This window comes from Lolliginicoccus suaedae (assembly GCF_008312885.1).
In the GTDB taxonomy this organism is placed as follows: Bacteria; Actinomycetota; Actinomycetes; order Mycobacteriales; family Mycobacteriaceae; genus Lolliginicoccus; species Lolliginicoccus suaedae.
Window position 1 is genome coordinate 231,115 of the sequence record NZ_VSSO01000004.1, and the last position, 20,990, is coordinate 252,104.

A 20,990-nucleotide genomic window follows, 5' to 3' on the forward strand; every position below is an offset into this window, starting at 1 on the left:
CATGCCAGCCACCGGACAGGCAGCCCGCCGGGCCCGGCCCGGCCTCACGCGCGAGCAGATCCTCGCCACAGCAATCCGCCTCGCCGATCACTCCGGCACCACCGGCCTCACCATGCGGGCGCTGGCCAAGGAACTCGGCGTCGAGGCCATGTCGCTCTATCACCACATCGCCAACAAGGACGCGCTGCTCGACGCCATGGTCGACCACGTGTTCAGCGAGATCAGCCTCCCCTGCCCCGAGGCAGGCTGGCGCGAGGGGATGCTCCAGCGCGCCCGCTCGGCCCGCGCCACGCTCCGCGAGCACCCCTGGGCGCTCGGCCTCATGGACTCCCGCTCCACACCCGGCCCCGCCACGCTGCGCCACCACGACGCCGTGCTCGGCTGCCTGCGGCGCAACGGCTTCACCATCCCCCTCGCCGCGCGCGCGGTCTCCCTGCTCGACAGCTACATCTACGGGTTCGTCCTGCAGGAATCCGCGCTGCCGTTCGCCAATGCCGACGAGCTCGCCACCATCGCCGAGGGCATCCTCGCCGCCCCCGCCATCGCCGAGGAATACCCGCACCTCACCGAGCTGATCACCGAGCACGCGCTCAAGCCCGGCTATGCCTACGGCGACGAGTTCGACCGCGGGCTCGACCTCATCCTCGACGGCCTCGAGCGCTGGCCACGGGGCTAGCGAAGGCCTCCCAGCAGCTTCGCCAGCTCCGCGCGGTATGCCGCGACCGTCCGCATCTTGATGTCCTCGTAGCCGCGCACCATGTCCGGCAGGCCGGCGATCGCCACGGCCTCGCCCAAGTTGCTGGCATCCAGCACGGCGATCACCTCGCGGATCGCGGCGACATACTCGTCGATGAGCGCCCGCTCGGTTCGCCGAACCTCGGTGTGACCGAACGGATCCAGACGAGTGCCCCGCACCCGCTTCATCGTCGCCAGGCCCCGGAACGCAGGCGTGAACCACCGGCCCACACCGATCTTGCGGTCCATGCCCAGCGCCCGCAGCATCGGCGGATGCAGCTTGTTGACCACCGTCGCGCCCTCGCCGAACTCGGCCTCGATCGCCGCGCGCACCTGGGGATCGAGCGCGAGCCGGGCCACCTCGTACTCATCCTTGTAAGCCATCAGCTTGTGCAGCCCGCGCCCCACCGCCTCGGTCAGCGCGGTGGAACCCGCATCGACGCGCGCCTCGGCCCGCCGGGCCTCGGCAAGGATGCCGACGTAGCGGCGCGCGTACTTGTCGTCCTGGAAGGCGATGAGCTCATCGATGCGCAGGTCGATCGCATCGGAGGGCTCGGGCAAGCCGATCAGCGCGCCCAGCTGCCGCGCCCGCTCAGAGATGCGGGGCGCGGGCTGCTCGGGCTGCAATAGCTGCGCCAGCGCATCCGGGTCGGCCACGGCCTGCCGACCGCGCCGCAGCGCCTGCACATTGCGGTCGACCGCCACGCCGTTGAGCATGATCGCCTGCTCCATCGCCGACTCGCTCACCGGCAGCACCCCGGTCTGCAAGACAGCGCCGACGAGGATCATGTTCGCGAACTGCTCGTCGCCGAACAGCCGGTGCGCGAGATCCGCTGCATCGAGATAGTGCACCTCGCGGGCCACCTCGTCGATCGCGCCGTGGATCGCCTCATCGCGGGGATAGTCCTCGCTGGTGGTGGTCACCATCTTGCCCGTGGGCACATGGTGGGTGGAGATCACCGCGACGGTGCGGGCGGGATCAGCGACCCGCAGGTTGGCGGGATCGGTGGCGACGAGAGCGTCGCAGCCGAGGTAGAGATCAGCACGCCCCTCGCCCACCTTCGCCGAGACCTGCTCGGGCGCATCGGTCATCGTGATGTCCGAGACCACCGCGCCACCCTTCTGCGCGAGCCCCGTCTGGTCGAGGGTGCGCACGGCATGGCCGTCGATGACGGCAGCGATGGCGAGGACCTGGCTGACGGTGACCACGCCGGTTCCGCCGATGCCCATGATGCGCATGTCGAACTCGTCGCGGCCGGTCGCGTACCGCGGATGGGGCAGCTCATCGAGAGCAAGCGGCGGCAGGTCCTGATGCTTAGGGCGCCCGGGGGTGATCGTCATGAACGACGGGCAATCCCCCTTCAGGCAGGAATAGTCGAGGTTGCAGGAGGACTGGTTGATGCGGGTCTTGCGCCCGAACTCGGTGTCCACCGGCTGCACCGACAAGCAGTTGGACTTCTCGCCGCAATCGCCGCAGCCCTCGCAGATGCGCTCGTTGATCATCACCTTCGTCGCCGGTGTGGGCAGCGTGCCGCGCTTGCGCTTGCGGCGCTTCTGCGCGGCGCATTCCTGGTCATGGATGAGCACCGTCACCCCGGGCACGGCGGCGAGCTCGCGCTCCACGTCGAGCAGCTCGTCGCGCGGCCGCACCTGCACGCCCTTCGGCAGGCGACGACGCTGGATGCGGGATGGGTCCTCGCTGGTGATGACGATCCGGGCGACGCCCTCCTCGTGGAGGAGCCGTGCCATCTGCTCCACCGGCATCTCCCCCACCGGTTGCTGCCCGCCGGTCATGGCGACGGCGCTGTTCGCGAGGAGCTTGTAGGTGATGTTGACGCCCGCGGCGATGGCCGCCCGGATGGCGAGCGAGCCCGAATGCAGGAACGTGCCGTCTCCGATGTTCTGCACCAGGTGGCGCTCGGAGACGTAGGGGGCCATGCCGATCCACTGCGCTCCCTCGCCACCCATCTGGGTGGTGCCCATGACGTTGCCGGTCTGCTTCGGATCCATCAGCAGCACCATCGCGTGGCATCCGATCCCGCCACCGACGAGGGTGCCCTCGTTGACGCGGGTCGAGGAATTGTGCGGGCATCCCGAGCAGTAGTAGGGGCTGCGCACCGCGAGGGGCACGGCGATGCGGTGCGGGCGCGACCGGTGCTGCCAGGCCCGCACGCCCGCGATGTCCCGGCCCCCCAGCGCGCGCGCCAGGCCACGGGTGACGGTGTCGATGTCGAGCTCGCCCGTGGCGGGGAACAAGATACTGCCGTCGGCGGTGCGACGGCCCACGATGCGCGGCGCCGACCGGCGACCGTACAGCACTGAGCGGATGGCGGACTCGAGGAAGTCATGCTTCTCCTCGATGACGATGATCTCGTCGAGCCCGTCGGCGAACTCCTCGACGATGCGGGGCTCGAGCGGCCACAGCATTCCGATCTTCAGCAGCCGGATGCCGTGGCGGGCCAGCTCATCCTCGCCGAGCCCCAGTGCCCGCAGCGCGCTGCACAGATCAAGGTATGTCTTGCCCGCGGCGACGATTCCCACGGTGTCACCAGTACCGCTGCGCGTGATGCGGTTGAGCCCGTTGTTGCGGGCGTACTCGAGCGCGCGCGGCAGGCGGGTCTCGTGGAGGCTGCGCTCGAGCACAGCGAGGCTCGCGCCGAGAACGCGGCCGGTCGGTTCATGCGTGCTCGGTCCCGAGCCGCCGAGGATCGGCAAGGACTGGTGCGGGTGCACGCGCACCGTGCTGGCACCGTCGGCCACCGCGGTGACGATCTTCAATGCAGCCCAGGTGCCGGTGAAGCGGGAGAGGTACTGGGCGTGCAGCCCCATCTCGAGGACTTCCTGGCTATCGCCCGGATACAGCACGGGGATGCGCAGGTCAGCGAGCATCCGCTCGGTGGCGGAGGGAAGGGTCGAGGACTTGGCGCCCGGATCGTCGCCGACGATGGCCACCGCCCCGCCGCGCGGATCGGTGCCCATCATGTTGGCGTGGCGCAACGCATCGGCGGCGCGATCAAGCCCTGGGGCCTTGCCGTACCAGATGCTCGTGATGCCATCAACACCCTCGACGGTGGCGGCCGAGCGGGCGAGCTGCGCGCCCATGCAGGCGGTCGCCCCGAACTCCTCGTTCAGGCCCGGTTGCAGGCGCACATCGAGAGGATCGAGCAGCGCGCGCTGCCGCATCAGCTCGAGGTCATAGCCCGCGAGCGGAGAGCCCTCGTAGCCAGAGACGAACGTCGCGGTGCGCAGCCCGGCGCGGCGATCCTGGCGGGCCCGATCGAGCAGCATCCGCACGAGGCCCTGGATGCCAGTGAGGAAGACGACGCCGTCCTCGCGCTCGTAGCGCTCATCGAGGTAGAACCCGTCCGGGCTGGCCTTGCGCCCTGCACCGGGAACATCGGGGCTGGATTGCTGGGAGCTGGATCGATCGGGGGCGGACTGATCGGGGCGGGGTCGGTCGTGCTGCGGGATCGTCATGGTGGGCACCTCCTGTGGTCGCCGCACCGGGGTGTGGTGGCGGCGGCAAGCACGCATCGGGTGTGATGCAGCTCATAGTTGTCCATGTGACTACCATTCAGCGCCCGAACCACGCCACCGCGCAACCCAGCGGCGATACAGTGGACCAATGGCCCAGCGCGGCCCGCTCAGGCGCTGCCATGGCCGGCCAAGTGACCACTTCGCCCGCGCGCCCGGGAGGCACACATGAGCCCCGCCTTCGACAAGCTAGACCTCACCATCCTGCGGCTGCTGCTCGAGCAACCACGCGCCGGGGTCCGTGAGTACGCCCGGCAGCTCGGCATCGCCCGCGGCACCGCCCAGGCACGCATCGACAAGCTGCAACGCTCCGGCGTCATCGCCAGCTACGCCCCCCGCATCTCTCCCACCGCGCTCGGGTTCGGAGGGCTCGCCTACATCCACATCCACCTCGCCCAGGGCCAGCTCGACACCACCAGCCGCCTGCTCGCCGCCATCCCCGAGATCATCGCCGCGGACTCCATTGCAGGCGAGGGCGACCTCATCTGCCACGTCGTCGCCAAGGACAACCACGAGCTCGAGCGCGTCATCCAGCGCATCATCGCCACTCCCGGCGTCGTGCGCACCCGCACCGAGATCGTGCTCAGCCGCCGCATCGAGAACCGCGTGATTCCGCTGATCGAATCGCTCGCGTCCGAGCTGGGGTGAGGGTAGGGCGGTTGCCTTCTGGCTGCCGCTAGTGGAAACTTTTCCTCCTCTGAGCGGGAAAAGTTTCCACTAGCGGCGGGGACACTAGCGGCGGCGGGAACCAGTGGCGCCGAGCGCAACGAGCGGGTTCCACCAACCTCAGTTGCCACCCCAGGCTCGCAGGTGCCACGGCTAGCCAGAGCTGCCACCGAAATTTCGGTGGCAGCTGTCCACTGATGGTGGGCGCTCCAGCGCAAGGGTGGCTGCAACCGGCATCTGCCGCAGGTCCGGCGGTGGACGCTCAGCCCGTCACCTCCCTGCCAGTGGAAACTTTTCCTCCCCTGAGCGGAGAAAGTTTCCACCAGCCCGCGAACCACCAGCGCCGGGAACCACCAGCCCGCGGCCTCGGTCGCGACTGACCCCTACCGCCTCCCGCTCCGCGCCAGAGCGAACCCGGCGGCTCCGAGCGCGAGAATCGCGACGAAGAGGGCACTGACCGGCAGCACATTGCTATCGTCCGCGCCCTCGGCACCGGTGGCATCGACGTCCGCATCACTGCTATCCGAGCCCATCGCGACGGTGACATACGGGGCGGGCGAATCGAGCTCGCCCCACTGGTCGACGCTGTCGGGGATCTCGATCCAGCGGTTCTCGCCTTCCTCGCATTCCTGGATGACGGGCAGCCACAGCACGTCGGGGGCGTCTTCGGCGAGGGTGAGGCTGAGTCCGAACTCCTGGAACTGATCGTCGGGCAGCGAACTGCCGCTGAAGACGATCTCGGCGACGCGATCGGTGACCGCGCCGTGCGCGCCCTCGATCGGCTCGGGCACGTCCTCGCGGATGACCTCGGCGTTCCATCCCGCGATCTGCTCGGCGCGCGCGTTCTCGACGCCCTCGGGGATCTGGATGCGCACAGCGGTGGTGGGCGAGCTCTCGCAGCCGTGGCCGACGCGCAGCGCGGTGCGGAAGTAGCGGGAGGTGGCCTCGTCGGGGCTGGCGGTGACGTGCGCGAGCGCGGGGGTGGCGAGCGCGGGCGCGAGGAGAAGCCCGGCGAGCGCTGCGGCGGCCATGCGGGTGGTGCTGGTCATGGTGTCCTTCCGTGGATGCGTGCGGTGGTAGTGGCGGTCAGCAGCTCGAAGTCGCTGACGAGGACGCGTATCTCGATGTCCCAGTCACCGGGGATGGCGAGATCTGTTCCCGAGTAGTGGTACTCGCCGCTGCCCGGGGAATGCTCGATGGCGGGGCGCTCGATGTTCTCGATGCCCGATGCGGGGTGGCTGAGGCGCAGGGTCACCGCATCCAGCCCGGTCACCGGCTCGCCCTGCTCGTCGCGGATCAGCAGTTCGATGCTGTTGCTGCCAGCAACGGCCGGGGTGACGGTGATGGTCGCTTCGAGGGTGTCGCTCAGCTCGAGCGTCGCGGTGTGCGGGCCTGCGCCAGGCCGCGGCGGCGAGGTAGCTACCAGCACGGCGGTGAGGGCGAGCACGATGAGCAGGCCGATTGCCTCGATGCGCAGGGCGCGGGCGAGCTGTCGCGGTGCGGCGCTCGAGCGTTGCTGGATGCGCGGGACGAGGCGCCACCGGTTGTAGGCGGCCACCGCGATCACGAGGACGACACCAGCGATCTTGGCGAGGAGAATCCAGCCGTACCGGGTATCGAGGCTGCTCCAGTCGCGGATCTCGGCCCACGCCATCGCGGTTCCGGACAGTGCTAGCAGCGTCACCAGGATCGCGGCGATCGTAGAGAACCGGGCGACGGTGCGTGCCGCGGCCTCCGCAGGCATGGATCCCCGGAGCAGGATGAGGAGCCCGAGGAGACCACCGAGCCACACCGCGGCGGCTCCGACGTGCACCAGGTCGGATGCTAGGACGAGGCTTTGGGGCTGGGCCGTGACGGAGTGCCCGGCGAGCACGAAAGCTGCGGTAGCGAGCACGGCGCCGAGGATGGGGAGCAGTCCGCGGGCCGGGGCGAGCATGAGCGCGAGCCCAAGGATGCCCAGCAGGGCGGAGGAGCCGAACGAGGAACCGAGCACCGTGGCTAGCGCGCTGCCGCTCAGGCCGGGGCCCGCGACAGTGATCGCGTTCACCGGGATCGACACGACGATGGCGAGCAGACCGGCTATCGCAGTGATCCGGGTGGCCCCCAGGAGCTGCCGGGAAACGTGCCGCTGGTCGCGGGGCAGGATGAACCGTCCCAGCACGACGAGGCCCGCTGCGGCCAGGGCACCGGCATAGATGATCCAGCGGAGCACCAGCGCGAGACCGTCCCACACGCTGCTCGCCTCATCCGAGAGATCGGCCTCCGGCACTGCGGAGGCATCAGCCGGGTCGCCGACGGTGAAGGTGAAGGAACCGCGGATGGGGTGGGAGTCCCCGGAGATGACGCGCCAGGCCACCGTGTACACGCCGTCGGGGAGGCCGGGGAGCAGCGCCACGCTCGCCTGCTCGGGGCTTGCATCCTGGCGACTCCCGCCGGTGTCGACGCGCTCGGCATCGCGGTCGAGCACCCGGATCGAATCCTCGACGAGCGTGATGGGCTCGCTGAAGCGCAGGTTCACCGCGCCCGGCGAACCATCGACCTGGCTGCCATCGCTGGGCGTGGTCCCGACCAGCGAGGCGTGCGCGGCCGCGTGGGGTGGTGCAACGAGGAACGCGGGAGCAAGGAGCGCGCTGATCAGCGCGAGCAGGAGCAGCCACGAGCGTGCCCGGGCGCTGCTCATGACAGTCCCCACAACGCCCCCTCGTCCTGATGCGACCCAACCGTTTCCCCGTTAGTCGCAGCAGGGGCGCCAAGAGTTCCCGGAGATTGCCGGGCGCCGGATCATGCGTTCTTCCGTGACGCTCCCGCCGATCGCTGGCCGGGCTCGTTGGTCATCGCGATGAGGTCGCTGCGGGCGCGCGCCACGCGGGACCGGATGGTGCCGACCGCGCACTCGCACACCGTGGCGGCCTCGTCGTAGCTCATGCCGAACACCTGGGTGAGCACGAATGCCTCGCGGCGATCCGCATCGAGCGCGGCGATGAGCACGGTCATCGCGATATGCCCCGACGGGTCGCTTGCCACGCGCGGGGGGCTTTCGGTGCCGGTCTCGTGCCCGCGTCGACGGATGCGTCGGCGCAGCTCATCGTGGCAAGCGTGCCGGGCGATCGACAGCAACCAGGTGAGCACGGTCGAGGCAGCCTGGAACCGGGGCAGCGCGCCCATCATCCGCAGATACGTGTCCTGAACGAGGTCATCGGCGGAGGCCACATCGACAAGATGCGCGCAGAACCGCCACGTATCGGCCTGGGTGCCGCGGACCAGGTCATCGAGCGCGCGCCGGTCGCCATCGCGGGCAGCGAGCGCGAGGGCCAGCAGCGGATCGTGCACGCCGTCACGCTACCGGACGATCCGCGCGACGAATCCGGCGGGAACTCAGCGCCGCGCCGGGTCGACTACTAGAGCATGGTGGAGATCGACTGCTCGATGGCTCGGGAATCCCTGTCCGCCCGGATCGACGGCGAGCATGTGCCCCTCGCTGCCGATCAGGTGGACGCGCACCTCGCTGGATGCCCGGATTGCCAGGCCTGGCACGGCGCGGCGATGGACCTGCGCAGGCGTAGTCGGCTCATGGTCATGCCGGGTATGCCTGGCAGTCCTGTGGACGTCGTCGAGGCCCTTCATGCCGCTCCCCGTCCCCGACGACTCGCGGCATGGTGGCCACGCATCGCCCTGATTGTCCTTGCCCTGGTCCAGGCCGGTCTCGCGCTGTGGGCGGTATCGCATCATCACGGCCACACGTCTCATGAGGTGACCGTGCTCAAGGTCGCGCTCGCGGCTGGTTTCCTCGCGGCGGCGATCCAGCCGTTGCGTGCCCGTGGCATGGTGGCCCTCATGGGCGTGGCATCGCTGGGTCTGCTGGTGTCCGCCGGGATAGGACTGGTCGGCGCCACCACGACTGTCACCGGGGAGCTCGGCCACCTAACAGTGATCGCGGGGTGGGTAGTGCTGATGGTGCTCGCGCGCCGCCACACCCACGATGGACCGCTCCGTCCGCGCAGCGCCCGCACCGCGTTGTCCTCGGCAATCACCGCCACCCAAGGCTTCGACGAACGAGCATCCGGTGCATCGCGCGAATCCGCGCGTGCCGCATAGATCACGCGCCGTAGGGTGGCACGCATGAAGATCAGAGGTGCCGTGCTCGAGACGATCGGTGCGCCGCTACCCTATGCGGACAGCACACCGATCACCGTCAGCGACCTCGACCTCGATCCGCCCGGCGAGGGAGAGATCCTCGTCGAGATCGAGGCGGCGAGCCTGTGCCACTCGGACCTCTCCGTCGTCAACGGCAGCCGCGTGCGCCCCGTGCCGATGCTGCTCGGGCACGAGTCCGCCGGACGGATCCGCGAGCTCGGCCCCGGCGTGGATGATCTCGCCGTGGGCCAGCGGGTCATCATGACGTTCCTCCCCCGCTGCGGCTCCTGCCCGGGCTGTGCCACCGACGGGAAGCTGCCCTGCCAGCCCGGCACCGTCGCGAACAACGCGGGCACCCTGCTCGGCAACGCCATGCGGCTGCACCGTGACGGCGCGGCGGTGCACCACCACCTCGGCGTGTCCGGGTTCGCCACCCACGCCGTCGTCAACCATCGCTCCGTCGTGCCCATCGATGACGATGTGCCGCCCGAGATCGCCGCGCTCCTCGGCTGTGCTGTCCTCACCGGCGGCGGTGCCGTCATCAACGCCGGTCGGCCAGGGCCAGGCGACACCGTCCTCGTCGTCGGCCTCGGAGGCGTCGGGCTCGCCGCCGTGCTCACCGCCCTCGCGCTCGGCCACCACGTCATCGGGGTCGATGCCCTCCCCGGCAAGCTCGACATCGCCCGCCAGCTCGGCGCCCAGGCCGCCTACACCCCGGACGACGCCATCGCGGAAGGGGTGCGCGCCCCCGTCGTGATCGAGGCCGCCGGGCATCCGCGCGCATTCGAGACAGCGATCGCCCTCACCGCCGCGGGAGGAACCACCGTCACCGTCGGCCTGCCCGCCCCTGCCGCTCGCTCCCAGGTCGCACCGTTGCAGATCACCGCGGAGGCCCGCACCATCATCGGCTCCTACCTCGGCTCCGCCGTCCCCGTCCGCGACATCCCCCGCTACGTCGACATGTGGCGAGAGGGACGGCTACCACTCGAGAAGCTCATCTCCGGCACCCTGCCCCTCGACCGCATCAACGACGCCATGGACCAGCTCCACACCGGCCAAGCGCTCCGACAGATCATCAAGGTTGCCCCATGAACACCGACACCTACCCCGTGCTGTGGCCCATCGAGACCCGCTGGGCCGACAACGACCACTACGGGCACGTCAACAACGTCACCTACTACGCCTACTTCGACACCGCCGTCAACGCCTGGCTGATGCGCGAGACTGGTTGCGACATCCGCACGATCGGCGCCATCGGCATCGTCGCCGAGACCTCCTGCACCTACGTGCGCGAGCTCTCCTTCCCCGATTCCCTGCGCGTCGGGCTGTCGGTGAGCAGGCTCGGCAATCGCAGCATCACGTATGCGCTGGCGATCTTCCGCGCCGACGGCGACACCCTCGAGCTCGCCGCCACCGGACGCTTCGTCCACGTCTACATCGACGCCGTCACCCGTGCGCCCGTCGCGATCCCGGACGTGGTGCGCGCGGCCGCCGAGAAGCTCGTGGTGGCGGGCTAAGCAGTTGCGGGCAGCAGATCCTGGCTAGCTTCCTGGGATTCTGTGAGAACCTTGTGCGGTGCGAGCGATGCGTGCGTGTCCCGTTGCCCTTGCGGCAGTCATTGCTCTGGCTGGATGCACGAGCGCTCCGCAATTCAGCTACGACCCAGACCGGCTCCCCGCCGCGTCCGCACCCATCACGCCAGCAGAAGCTATCACCATAGGTGATTACCGATACGTGAATCCCTGCCAGGCATTGCCCGTGCAGGATATTGAGAGACTCTTCGGCCCGATTGAAGAAGGTGCTTTCCACGACCAGCTCGTTCTCGAACAAGCGTTTTCCAACGATCAAGCCGAAACTGTCAATAGCAACGACTATCTAGCGCAACCAACCTTTTGCCGCTACCGCGGCATTGACAGTGAACGACTATCCATCGAGATATCGATAGACCAGTTCGCAAACCCTGAGCACATCGCTGAGCTCTGGCTGCCTCGATCAATCTACCGCTCGCACGACCCACGCCCAGAAATCAACGAGTACGCAGGCTCCATCGAGAGCGCGAAGGACGAGACCCAAGAATCCGATGCCATGAAACTCATCGACGAGCTGCACAGGTCCGTTGCGCTAGTCGAATCCTCGAACGAACTCCGCAGCGAGGAAATCGATGGATCCATTGCATTCGTAGACCTTGGCGACAAGGGATTTCATGCCGCGCACCGGAATACGATCATCGAGGTGAGAGTATGGTGGGGCGAGGAAACGCTCATGAACCCAGCCGGGAATGGGTATTCACGGTCCAACACCGAGATGCTTGCTGCCATCTGGCAGATTTTTCAGATACTGTTCGAAAATATAGACAACCCGGAGCTTGACCAGTCAGTCCTGCCCACGCAGTTTCATGGAAAGTGGAACGAGCCAGTACACGGGGTACACGTGCTCGAGCCGTGCCGCATCCTCGATGGGAATGTAGCTTCTCTGGCCGTCGGAACAGGACCAGACCCTCAAAGAATCCGCGTCCGATCAGTACGGCACAACCTCCGCAATGATCCCGGCGGCAGGTTCTGGAACAAAACACCTGCACACCTCAACTTCAACAGGTGCACGCGACACGCCGCAATGATAGACCCCATTACCTTCAGCTATCCACCACCGGTCACTGCTGAAATCTACTATTTGACCGATGTGGCAGCCTCGGAGGACGATCTCCTTGATCAGATCCAGCGACACCACTACTGGTCGCCGGTAAAGGAAGATGAGTATCTGGATATCAAGGAAGATCGATTGACGAACATCACCTCGACCAACGCCGACGCACTGTATCTGCACGCCGGAGTCAACGGCACCGACGCATACTTCATGGTGGCACCATACATCGTGCGAATCGAGGGAGTAGAGGACTACCTCGGCAACGAGGACGGCGCAATCAATGATCAAATGCTAGTCGATATAGTCAATGCAATGGTGGAGAACATCAAGGAGTAGGCAGACGTGCCCGATCAGCGTTTGCCGGCCCTGCCGCCCGGGTACGCTGCGCCCGCAGGCGTCTACGAGAAGGAGTGCACGATGAGCGGACCCAACCATGAGGCCGGTGCCCGGATGAGCTTCATCCGTACCGGGAAGGGACGCCCGCTCCTGCTCGTGCATGGACTCGGATCGAGCCAGCGCAACTGGGACCCGGTGCTACCCCTGCTGGCGAGCGAGCGCGAGGTCATCGCGGTGGACCTGCCCGGGTTCGGAGACACCCCGCCCCTGCCCGGCGAGGTCACTATCGCGACCCTCACTGATGCCGTCGAGGGATTCATCGACACGCACGGACTGGGCGATGTGGATATCGTCGGCAGTTCGATGGGTGCCCGCATGGTCCTGGAGATGGCGCGGCGCGGATACGCGGGCACAGTGGTGGCCCTCGATCCTGGCGGCTTCTGGACCGATCGGGAGGTCAAGTTTTTCGGCGCATCGATCAAGGCGTCGATCGCGCTGGTGCGCCGCATCCAGCTGCTGCTTCCGGCCCTCGCCCGCAGCAAGGCCGGGCGCACCGCGCTGTTGCTGCAGTTCTCGGCCAAGCCGTGGCGCCTGGCCCCCCAGCTGGTGCTCAACGAATTGCGTGGATTCGCGGCCTCCCCCAGCCTCGACGACGCATTGCATGCCCTGGTGCACGGCCCCAAGCAGGACGGGCCGCCGCCGGGAACGCAGCACGGCGCGGTGACCATCGGGTGGGGGCGCAAGGACCGCGTCACTTTTCCGCGGCAGGCCAAGCGGGCGCAAGACCTGTTCCCCGGTGCCGAACTGCACTGGTTCGAGGATTGCGGTCATTTCCCGCACTGGGACCAGCCCGAGGAAGCAGCGCGCCTGATCCTCGACGCCACGCGGAATGCGCCGGAGGGCTAGGCGAGTCAGCCAGCGAGCTGCGGGATGATGCCGCCGGCGAGGACGGTATCTACCTGTCGCTGCGACATCCGGTGCCGCACCTCGATCTCCGTGCCCTTGGTCGTGTTGCGCATCGTGAAGCTCGGCCTGGTGGCGAGTGCCTCCCGCAGGCCGTCGATGTCGAGCACATCGCCGTCGTCGATGAGGTCATAGTCGGCTGGGTCACCGAACTCGAGGGGAACGACACCAAAGTTGGCGAGGTTCTGCCAATGGATGCGGGCGAACGATTTCGCGATCACGAGGCGCAGGCCCAGATAGCGTGGCGCGATGGCTGCGTGCTCGCGCGAGGATCCTTGGCCGTAGTTCTCGCCGCCGATGATGATGTGCGGATCGGTAGCGCGGCCCGGGTAGGTCTCGTCGATGCGGGTGAAGCTGAACTCCGCGAGCTTGGGGATGTTCGACCGGTAGGGCAGCGCTCGTGCGCCCGCTGGGGAGATGTCGTCGGTGGAGATGTTGTCGCCGACCTTGAGCATCACCGGCGCTTCGAGCTGGTCCGGGAGCGGCACGAGATCGGGCAGGGAGCTGATGTTGGGGCCCCGGACCAGCTCGGTCCTCTCGCCACCATCGGGCGGTGGGGTGAGCATGGCGCGGTTGACGGCGGATCGCTGCGGTAGCCGGATGGCGGGATAGTCGACGTTGTTCTCGCTCGCCCAGTCACGCGGATCGGTGATCCTGCCTGTCAGTGCTGAGGCCGCTGCGGTCTCCGGGCTGCACAGCCATACGGCGTCCTCCTTGGTGCCGGATCGGCCCGGGAAGTTGCGCGGGAACGTGCGCAGCGAATTGTGGCCCGTGGCGGGTGCCTGGCCGATGCCGATGCAGCCCATGCAGCCGGACTGGTGGATCCGCGCCCCGGCCTTGATGAGGTCGATCGTGCCGCCCATGTCGGTGAGGTCGGCGAGGATCTGGCGGGAGGTCGGATTGACGTCGAAGCTGACCGCCGAATCGGTCTGCCGTCCCGCGACCATCGCCGCGACGATGGCGAAATCGCGCAGTCCCGGGTTGGCGGAGGATCCGACGACGACCTGGCTGACCGGTTTCCCGGCGACCTCGCGCACTGGCACGACATTGTCGGGCGCGGAAGGCATCGCGATGAGTGGCTCGATCGTCGAGAGATCGATGTGCTCAGTGACGTCGTAGGTGGCTCCGGGGTCCGCGCGGAGCTCCTCGAAATCATCCTCCCGCTCCTCGGCGCGGAGGAACTCGCGCACCGCATCGTCAGCCGGGAACACCGAGGTGGTGGCACCGAGCTCGGCGCCCATGTTCGCGATCACGTGCCGGTCCATCGCGGAAAGATTCTCCAGGCCAGGACCGTAGTACTCGATGATCCGCCCGACACCGCCCTTGACGCTGTGCCTGCGCAGCATCTCGAGGATCACATCCTTCGCCGAGCACCACGGCGGCAGCTCCCCCGTCAGCTCCACGCCCCAGATCTCCGGCATCCTCAGGTAGACAGGCCGCCCGGCGATGGCGAGGGCTACCTCGAGCCCACCCACCCCGATGGCAAGCATCCCCAGCGAACCAGCCGCGGGCGTGTGCGAGTCCGAGCCCACCATGGTCTTGCCCGGCTTGCCGAACCGTTGCATGTGCGTGGGGTGGGACACCCCGTTGCCGGCCTTGGAGTACCAGATCCCGAATCGCTCGCACGCGCTGCGCAGGAACTCGTGATCCTCGGCGTTGCGCTCATCGGCCTGCAGCAGGTTGTGATCCACGTACTGCACGCTGACCTCGGCGCGGGTGCGGTCAAGGCCGAGCGCCTCGAGCTCCTGCATGACCAATGTCCCTGTCGCGTCCTGGGCCAGCGTCTGGTCCACTCGCAGCGCGACCTCGGCACCGGGCGTCAGATCACCTGATTCGAGATGGGACGCGATGAGCTTCGTCGCGAGATTCATCATCACTCCTTGATCGGATTGGACCTTCCGTCCGGCCCGAGGCACATGTGGCGCGCGCCACACCCGCTCCTTCCAGTGTGGTGCAAGGTCCCGATCACTTCCACCCCTGCCGCGTGGCCGACTGGATGGGATGATGCTTGCCGCGCGGGTGGAGGAGCGCGAATCGTGCGCCCCCTGCTGGTTGGCTTCGCCTTCGCCGATCGTGAAGATCTGGCTAAGGTGGATGTGGCTGGATCTTCACGATCGAGCGAGTAGCGAACAGTTTTTGCACAGCCTGAAGCGAACCGCACGCGCGGGCCTCAATTATCTATGGACATTGCAGTTCGAAATATTGTCGAGCGTAGCGAAAATCGGCGCGAAAGGCCGGACTATCCTCTTCGCAGCAATGCTAGATCGGCACCATTAAATTGGGTTCATGCACCTGTAGCGCGTGCGCCCGCGACTGCGATTTCACTCGGAGCCGCGGGCACCGCTTCGATGATCTTTGCTCAGAAGATGTTTCCAATGGCCCCAATGCCCTGGCCAAGCAGCCCGAACGTTCCCGTGAGCGCGGTTTCGCCGAGGTCGAAGGCAGGCCCCGCCCAGCCGTAGCCGTAGTACGGGTAGTAATAGTTCGGGGTATAGACATCAAGCAGCGAGATCAGTTCCATGCTGCCTATCGACAAGGTGGATGAGAGATCCTGCGCGCTGGCCACGGACGGGGCCCCAGCAATTATCAATGCGCTAGCAGCCGCCGCTACGGTCGCGCGGGTCATGGATTTCATGCCATCTCCTTTTGTTGATCCCAACCCCTGCAATAAAGGCTAGTGATTCACATCACAGTTGTATGTCCCGTTTATGCTCTACATAGGTATTGGGGGCACGCGGCCCCGCTCTGGCCGCGGATAGTCCCGCGCGCCAACGCCCGCGCGGCAGCAGGATGCGGTTTAGTGGAGGCATGGCGTCGCTGCGATCTCCGGATGTGGTCATTGTTGGTGCTGGGCTGGCTGGCCTGGTGGCGGCCCATGAGCTGTCGCGGGCGGGCAAGCGGGTCGTGATCGTCGACCAGGAGAACCGCAGCAACCTGGGCGGGCAGGCGTTCTGGTCGCTGGGCGGGCTGTTCCTGGTGGATTCCCCGGAGCAGCGCCGCATGCGTATCAAGGACTCGGTGGAGCTGGCGTGGCAGGACTGGCGGGGGTCGGCGGGCTTCGACCGGCCGGACGAGGATTCGTGGGCCGAGCGGTGGGCGCGCGCGTACGTGGAGTTCGCGGCGACGACGAAGCGCCAGTACCTGCATGATCTGGGGCTGCGGTTCACGCCACTGGTGGGGTGGGCGGAGCGCGGCGGGGGGCTTGCTGGCGGGCATGGCAACTCGGTGCCGCGCTTCCATCTGGCCTGGGGCACGGGGCCAGCGGTCATGGGCATCTTCGCGGATCGTGTCCTCGATGCCGAGAAGCGGGGGCTGGTGGAGCTGCGGTTCCGGCATCGGGTCGATGAGCTGATCGTCGAGAACGGCGCGGTGGTGGGGATTCGCGGCGCGGTGCTGGAGCCTTCGGATGCAGAGCGCGGGGTGGCGTCGTCGCGGACGGTAATCGATGACTTCGAGGTGCGGGCCCCGGCGGTGATCGTCGCGGCGGGCGGGATCGGCCACAATCATGAGGTGATCCGCCGCAACTGGCCCACCGAGCGGCTCGGGCCGTGCCCGGAGTCGATGATCTCGGGGGTTCCGGCCTATGTGGATGGACGCATGCTGGGCATCTCGGAGGCCGCGGGCGGACGGATCGTCAACCGGGATCGCATGTGGCACTACACCGAGGGCATCAACAACTGGGATCCGATCTGGCCGGATCATGCGATCCGCATCATCCCGGGGCCGTCGTCGATGTGGTTCGACGCGGCGGGCAACCGGTTGCCCGCGCCGAACTTCCCGGGCTTCGATACCAACGCGACGATGAAGGCGATCCTGGCCACGGGCCATGACTACTCGTGGTTCGTGCTGACGCAGACGATCATCGAGAAGGAGTTCGCGCTCTCGGGCTCGGAGCAGAACCCGGACATCACCGGCAAGGACCTGAAGCTGACGCTCACGAGCCGCATCAGCAAGGGCGCGCCCGGCCCGGTGGAGGCGTTCAAGCAGCACGGGGTCGACTTCGTGGTCGCCGATTCGCTTCCCGAGCTGGTGGACGGGATGAACCGCATCGCTCGCGGCCCCGCCATCGAGCTGGCCCGTCTCGAGGAGCAGATAGTGGCGCGCGACCGCGAGGTGACCAACAAGTTCTCGAAGGACGCGCAGATCATGGCGATCCACAATGCGCGCCGCTACCTCGGCGACAAGCTGGCGCGCGCGGTGCCGCCGCATCGCATCCTGGATCCGGAGCATGGCCCGTTGATCGCGGTTCGGTTGAACATCCTCACCCGCAAGACGCTTGGTGGCTTGCAGACCAACCTTGATTCGCAGGTGCTGCGCGCGGATGGCACGCCTATGCCGGGGCTGTACGCGGCGGGCGAGGTCGCCGGCTTCGGCGGTGGCGGCGTGCACGGCTACAACGCGCTGGAGGGCACGTTCCTCGGTGGATGCATCTTCTCCGGCCGCGCGGCCGGGCTCGCTCTCGGAAAGGAACTCGCATGACGGCAGGCAGGACAGCACTGGTCACCGGCGCGTCCTCGGGGATCGGCCTGGCCACCGCGGCGGCGCTGGCGAAGCGGGGCTATCGGGTGATCGGCACGAGCCGCGATCCCGCGTCGATCCCGGACTCGCTGAGGGTTCCGGGTGTGGAGTACCTGCCGCTCGATCTCACCGACGAGCAATCGTTGACAGCGCTCGCGGAACGCGCTGGCGCGGTGGATGTGCTGGTCAACAATGCCGGGGAGAGCCAGTCCGGTCCGCTCGAGGAACTCCCCCGCGACGCCCTGGAGCGGCTGTTCCAGGTCAACGTGCTCGGCGCTGTGCGGCTGACCCAGTTGCTGCTGCCAGGGATGCGGGAGCGCCGCTTCGGCCGGGTGGTGATGGTCGGCTCGATGCTGGCGAGCTTCCCGCTGGCATACCGCTCGTCCTATGTGGCATCGAAGGCCGCGATCAAGGGGTTTGCGGAGGCAGCGCGGCTCGAGCTCGCTCCGTTCGGCGTGGGCATCACCACCGTGGAGCCCGGCTCGATCAACACGGGAATCAGCGAGCGGCGCACCAAGTACTTGCGTGACGGTTCCCCCTACCGCGAGGGCTTCGAGACTGCGATCTCCGCGCTCGATGCGAAGGAAGCTACCGGCATCACCGCCGATAAGGTGGCGGCAACCATCATGACGGCGATCGAGGCTGCCTCGCCCGCGCCGTTCTACGCGGTGGGCTCGAATGCTCCGGTGGTGTTCGCGCTCAAGCGCCTCGCGCCGCGCGGGCTGGTGGAGAGGATCGTCGCCCGGAAGTTCGGGCTGGCCTGAGCGCCTCGATCCCTGGCGCGTGATGCGGGAGCCACCTGAGTGGTTCCCTGGCGCGAGTATGAGCCTCGCCACAATGGTGGCTCGATGCGTCCGCTCCTCACGCGAGCGTCGGAGGCTCCCACTATTATCGGATGCGTACGATAACCGTGCGATGCCGTTGCGCGTCGTGGCCGATCCGAGGGAAGGAATGGTTCTGTGAGTCCGAGCTGGGATGACTCGCCCTATCCGGATCCCGAGTCCTTTCTCGCGCCACTGGTCGAGCCCGCCGCTGGCGAGCGTTCCCCGCGGCGCGCCCCGGTCATCGCGGCCAGCCTTCTCGCGGTGCTCGCTGCCGGAATAGTGGTGCTCGCGCTGTGGCAGCCCGCGCCGCCCGCGGAGGAACCGGCGCAGCGATCCGGGGTGGAGCTCGCGGTGAGCGTGCCCATGACCCGCCCCTCGTGCGGCAGCTCCGACGCCATCGGGATCGTGGTGCTGGGCAACGCCGTCACTCCAGGCCAGTACGACGAGGAGGTCCAGCGCCTGCTCGACGAGAATCCAGGAGCACACTACCTGCGCACGGACCGCGCGTGCCCGTCGCTTCGGCAGTCCGTGGACGGGCATCCGATCTATGCGGTGTTCCAGTTCGCGGGGACGACCAAGGAAGCGATGTGCCAGGCCGTCCGCAACGCCGGCGACGGTGCCTACGGCCGCTGGCTGAGCACCACGCACGACCCGAACGAGCTCGTCACCTGCTGATCCTGGGCATCGAAGCCGGGCGACAAGACCAAGCGAAAGCACCCGGCCGGGGCGAACCCCTCATCGCCCCGGCCAGATTGCTGCGTCGCTGCCCGCTAGCAGACGCCCTCATCGGGATGGCTCGCCCGGAGGGTGAGCGCGAACCCGTCGGGCTGGCGGAGGCGCTGGCCCTCCTGGTCAACGATCGAGCAGGCGGTGTCGCCGCGCGCGATTCCCTGCACGGCGAAGCAGGACCGGCCCGGGACGGTCACCGCCACCTGGCCGTTCGCATCTGTCGGGTCGGTGTAGAACCCGGGACCGCCACCCTCGCAGTAGCCGATGACGATGCGCTCGCCAACGATGGGCGCGCCCGATCCGTCCTCGACGAGGGTGAACGTGCCGGTGGTGGCCTCCTGCCCGGGAGGGGCTGCATTGTCGTAGAAGGTGAAGCGCACGGATTCCTCGTGGCCGGCATGAGTGATCTCGCCGCCATGCATTCCCGCTGGCTCGGGCAGTTGATCATCGGGAACCTCGTTGAGGCTGAACGCGTAGCAGCCCTGCGGCACCTCGATGGTGGCGGTTCCGTCGGCGCCCGTGGTGACCGTTCCCACAACGCGGGAGTCCGTCTCCCCCGGGCCTTCGGAAGCGCAACGCGAGACGCGGGCAATGCCGATGGTCACGCCCGGCACGGGCGCGCCAGACGCCGTGGCCGCCGTGAAGGTGAAACTGCCAGGACCGTCGTCCTCGCTCTCGTCGTCCAGCCAGGCATCGGAGACGGTGAGAGTGACATCGCGCTGCTCGCCGGGCTCATCGAGGTCGGTGAGGGCGTGCTTGATGGGCCCGAGCATGGTGCCGAAGCCGTAGCAGCCGAGCGGCAGCGTCGTAGTGGCGGTGCCGTCCGGACCGGTGACGATGGTGCCGACCCGGCGGCTGAGGTTGTCATCACTGGCAGCGGTGCAGTGGTCGAACTCGCCGATGTTGACGGTGATGCCGGGCACGGGCGTGCCGGCCGCGGTGGCGGTGGTGACGGTGAAGGTGCCCGTGGCGGGCGGATTCTTGCTCACCTCGATCGGGATGTCCGCGAATCCGGTGGCTGCGTCGAAGCTCACGGCCTTGCTCGTCATTGCCCAATCCGTGGATCCCACGATCCCGGTCGCGGCGTAGCAGGCGGGACCGAGCGCGAGCGGGATGCGGCCGTTGTCGAACGAGGGGGGCGTGATGTAGCCGGTGCCGTCGGTTCCGCAGTGCAGGAGTCGCACTTGCAGGCCCGCTCGGGGCTCACTCGTGTCGGCGTCGAGGACGCGCAGGCTGCCGAATTGCCAGTCGTCGCCTAGGCCGGGTGGGCCGTCGAGGAACTGGAGCTCGCCGCTAGCGGTGGCATTGGCCTCGCGGAGCTCGACCCAATGCATGTCCACCGGCGCGGGGTAGGCATCGTCAGGCACTTCATCGATGGCGTAGTGGAAGCAGCCGGGCGCGACGTCGATCGCGGCGTATCCGGCGGCGTCGGTGACGCCCCGATAGGTATCGACGATGGTCGAGTCGGGAGCCGAGACGCATGGCTCCATCCGCATCGCCTGCACAGTGACCCCAGCGATGGGCCTTCCGGCGAGAGTGCGGGCAGCGATGACGAGCGTGGACGTCGGGGCGGAGACGTCTGTCACCTCGGGCTTGCCGGCGTCCGGCTTGGCACCATCGGGCTTCGTCACTGGGGCAGCGTCACCAGGAGCGGCGCCCGACGTGGCTCGGGCGGAGGCTGTCGCGCGGGCGGACGCGAAGCCCGAAGCCTCGCGGGCGCTGCTCCGCTCACCGTCATCCGGGCCTGGATCACCATCGCCGGCCGAGGGGCTACTGCTGGGCATCGTGCGCTGGTCGTACTGGTAGGACAGTGTGCCGGTATCGTTCGCGCACGCTGCCGCGGAGAGAGCGAGAACGAGCAATCCTGCTGCTGCGGCTCGGTGCTGGCGTCGCGCCACTGGAGCTCCT

At 67.8% G+C, this 20,990-nt stretch carries 17 protein-coding genes; 10 read left to right on the forward strand and 7 right to left on the reverse strand.

Features of this window, described 5'->3' with window-relative positions; genetic code table 11:
- Window position 1 precedes the first annotated feature (1 nt).
- Window positions 2–676 carry a TetR/AcrR family transcriptional regulator gene (locus FXO18_RS12860; RefSeq protein WP_149361521.1) on the forward strand — a complete coding sequence of 225 codons (675 nt, stop codon included), beginning with the start codon at window positions 2–4 and terminating at the stop codon, window positions 674–676.
- On the opposite strand, the gene FXO18_RS12865 is transcribed toward FXO18_RS12860, so the two are convergent.
- Entirely contained in the window at window positions 673–4,212 is a 3,540-nt protein-coding gene (locus FXO18_RS12865; protein ID WP_149361522.1) for an indolepyruvate ferredoxin oxidoreductase family protein, read from the reverse strand. The two genes, FXO18_RS12860 and FXO18_RS12865, sit on opposite strands and share 4 nt — an antisense overlap.
- 225 nt (window positions 4,213–4,437) lie before the next feature.
- On the opposite strand from FXO18_RS12865, the gene FXO18_RS12870 reads away from it, so the two are divergent.
- Window positions 4,438–4,917: an Lrp/AsnC family transcriptional regulator gene (locus FXO18_RS12870; RefSeq protein ID WP_149361523.1), complete on the forward strand. Its 480-nt coding sequence runs from the start codon at window positions 4,438–4,440 to the stop codon at window positions 4,915–4,917.
- A 401-nt stretch (window positions 4,918–5,318) separates the two neighbouring features.
- Here the strand turns inward: FXO18_RS12870 and FXO18_RS12875 are convergent, their stop codons facing one another.
- The 3 genes from FXO18_RS12875 to FXO18_RS12885 all read right to left on the reverse strand — a co-directional run bounded on the left by FXO18_RS12875 (window position 5,319) and on the right by FXO18_RS12885 (window position 8,265).
- Window positions 5,319–5,984, reverse strand: a complete 666-nt coding sequence (locus FXO18_RS12875) for a YcnI family protein (protein WP_149361524.1) — start codon at window positions 5,982–5,984, stop codon at window positions 5,319–5,321.
- Window positions 5,981–7,615 carry a copper resistance CopC/CopD family protein gene (locus FXO18_RS12880; protein ID WP_149361525.1) on the reverse strand — a complete coding sequence of 545 codons (1,635 nt, stop codon included), beginning with the start codon at window positions 7,613–7,615 and terminating at the stop codon, window positions 5,981–5,983. Before FXO18_RS12880 ends, FXO18_RS12875 begins: the two co-directional genes overlap by 4 nt.
- 101 nt (window positions 7,616–7,716) lie before the next feature.
- Complete coding sequence (locus tag FXO18_RS12885) at window positions 7,717–8,265, reverse strand: sigma-70 family RNA polymerase sigma factor (protein ID WP_149361526.1); 549 nt, start codon at window positions 8,263–8,265, stop codon at window positions 7,717–7,719.
- A gap of 75 nt (window positions 8,266–8,340) precedes the next feature.
- Here FXO18_RS12885 and FXO18_RS12890 point away from each other — a divergent pair, with 75 nt between their 5' ends.
- From FXO18_RS12890 to FXO18_RS12910, 5 genes are all read left to right on the forward strand, one after another.
- Window positions 8,341–9,030: a zf-HC2 domain-containing protein gene (locus tag FXO18_RS12890; protein ID WP_149361527.1), complete on the forward strand. Its 690-nt coding sequence runs from the start codon at window positions 8,341–8,343 to the stop codon at window positions 9,028–9,030.
- A 24-nt stretch (window positions 9,031–9,054) separates the two neighbouring features.
- The gene (locus tag FXO18_RS12895; protein ID WP_149361528.1) at window positions 9,055–10,161 is read left to right on the forward strand and encodes an alcohol dehydrogenase catalytic domain-containing protein; all 1,107 of its coding nucleotides are present in this window, start codon (window positions 9,055–9,057) and stop codon (window positions 10,159–10,161) included.
- Window positions 10,158–10,586 (forward strand): acyl-CoA thioesterase, encoded by a 429-nt coding sequence (locus tag FXO18_RS12900; protein ID WP_149361529.1) that lies wholly within the window; start codon window positions 10,158–10,160, stop codon window positions 10,584–10,586. The genes FXO18_RS12895 and FXO18_RS12900 overlap by 4 nt, the downstream gene beginning before the upstream one ends.
- Window positions 10,587–10,644: 58 nt before the next feature.
- Window positions 10,645–12,048 (forward strand): hypothetical protein, encoded by a 1,404-nt coding sequence (locus tag FXO18_RS12905; protein ID WP_149361530.1) that lies wholly within the window; start codon window positions 10,645–10,647, stop codon window positions 12,046–12,048.
- Between the two features lie 81 nt (window positions 12,049–12,129).
- Window positions 12,130–12,954: an alpha/beta fold hydrolase gene (locus tag FXO18_RS12910; protein WP_235900650.1), complete on the forward strand. Its 825-nt coding sequence runs from the start codon at window positions 12,130–12,132 to the stop codon at window positions 12,952–12,954.
- A 5-nt stretch (window positions 12,955–12,959) separates the two neighbouring features.
- Here FXO18_RS12910 and FXO18_RS12915 read toward each other — a convergent pair whose 3' ends face one another.
- The gene (locus tag FXO18_RS12915) at window positions 12,960–14,882 is read right to left on the reverse strand and encodes an aconitate hydratase (protein ID WP_407936481.1); all 1,923 of its coding nucleotides are present in this window, start codon (window positions 14,880–14,882) and stop codon (window positions 12,960–12,962) included.
- A 488-nt stretch (window positions 14,883–15,370) separates the two neighbouring features.
- Window positions 15,371–15,646 carry a hypothetical protein gene (locus FXO18_RS12920; RefSeq protein ID WP_149361532.1) on the reverse strand — a complete coding sequence of 92 codons (276 nt, stop codon included), beginning with the start codon at window positions 15,644–15,646 and terminating at the stop codon, window positions 15,371–15,373.
- A gap of 173 nt (window positions 15,647–15,819) precedes the next feature.
- Between FXO18_RS12920 and FXO18_RS12925 the strand changes: the two genes are divergently transcribed.
- From FXO18_RS12925 to FXO18_RS12935, 3 genes are all read left to right on the forward strand, one after another.
- Window positions 15,820–17,490, forward strand: a complete 1,671-nt coding sequence (locus tag FXO18_RS12925; RefSeq protein ID WP_149361533.1) for an FAD-binding dehydrogenase — start codon at window positions 15,820–15,822, stop codon at window positions 17,488–17,490.
- Window positions 17,487–18,293 carry an SDR family oxidoreductase gene (locus tag FXO18_RS12930; RefSeq protein WP_149361534.1) on the forward strand — a complete coding sequence of 269 codons (807 nt, stop codon included), beginning with the start codon at window positions 17,487–17,489 and terminating at the stop codon, window positions 18,291–18,293. Before FXO18_RS12925 ends, FXO18_RS12930 begins: the two co-directional genes overlap by 4 nt.
- A gap of 195 nt (window positions 18,294–18,488) precedes the next feature.
- A complete protein-coding gene (locus FXO18_RS12935) occupies window positions 18,489–19,028 on the forward strand; it encodes a serine/threonine protein kinase (RefSeq protein WP_149361535.1) in 540 nt (179 codons plus the stop codon).
- A gap of 95 nt (window positions 19,029–19,123) precedes the next feature.
- Here the strand turns inward: FXO18_RS12935 and FXO18_RS12940 are convergent, their stop codons facing one another.
- Complete coding sequence (locus FXO18_RS12940; protein ID WP_149361536.1) at window positions 19,124–20,980, reverse strand: hypothetical protein; 1,857 nt, start codon at window positions 20,978–20,980, stop codon at window positions 19,124–19,126.
- Window positions 20,981–20,990 lie beyond the last annotated feature (10 nt).

Excerpts from the sequence above, each read along its gene's own strand:
- FXO18_RS12860 (WP_149361521.1), top strand. The coding sequence starts at position 2 with ATGCCAGCCACCGGACAGGCAGCCCGCCGGGCCCGGCCCGGCCTCACG.
- FXO18_RS12865 (WP_149361522.1), bottom strand. The coding sequence starts at position 4,212 with ATGACGATCCCGCAGCACGACCGACCCCGCCCCGATCAGTCCGCCCCC.
- FXO18_RS12870 (WP_149361523.1), top strand. The coding sequence starts at position 4,438 with ATGAGCCCCGCCTTCGACAAGCTAGACCTCACCATCCTGCGGCTGCTG.
- FXO18_RS12875 (WP_149361524.1), bottom strand. The coding sequence starts at position 5,984 with ATGACCAGCACCACCCGCATGGCCGCCGCAGCGCTCGCCGGGCTTCTC.
- FXO18_RS12880 (WP_149361525.1), bottom strand. The coding sequence starts at position 7,615 with ATGAGCAGCGCCCGGGCACGCTCGTGGCTGCTCCTGCTCGCGCTGATC.
- FXO18_RS12890 (WP_149361527.1), top strand. The coding sequence starts at position 8,341 with ATGGTGGAGATCGACTGCTCGATGGCTCGGGAATCCCTGTCCGCCCGG.
- FXO18_RS12895 (WP_149361528.1), top strand. The coding sequence starts at position 9,055 with ATGAAGATCAGAGGTGCCGTGCTCGAGACGATCGGTGCGCCGCTACCC.
- FXO18_RS12900 (WP_149361529.1), top strand. The coding sequence starts at position 10,158 with ATGAACACCGACACCTACCCCGTGCTGTGGCCCATCGAGACCCGCTGG.
- FXO18_RS12910 (WP_235900650.1), top strand. The coding sequence starts at position 12,130 with ATGAGCGGACCCAACCATGAGGCCGGTGCCCGGATGAGCTTCATCCGT.
- FXO18_RS12915 (WP_407936481.1), bottom strand. The coding sequence starts at position 14,882 with ATGAATCTCGCGACGAAGCTCATCGCGTCCCATCTCGAATCAGGTGAT.
- FXO18_RS12920 (WP_149361532.1), bottom strand. The coding sequence starts at position 15,646 with ATGAAATCCATGACCCGCGCGACCGTAGCGGCGGCTGCTAGCGCATTG.
- FXO18_RS12925 (WP_149361533.1), top strand. The coding sequence starts at position 15,820 with ATGGCGTCGCTGCGATCTCCGGATGTGGTCATTGTTGGTGCTGGGCTG.
- FXO18_RS12930 (WP_149361534.1), top strand. The coding sequence starts at position 17,487 with ATGACGGCAGGCAGGACAGCACTGGTCACCGGCGCGTCCTCGGGGATC.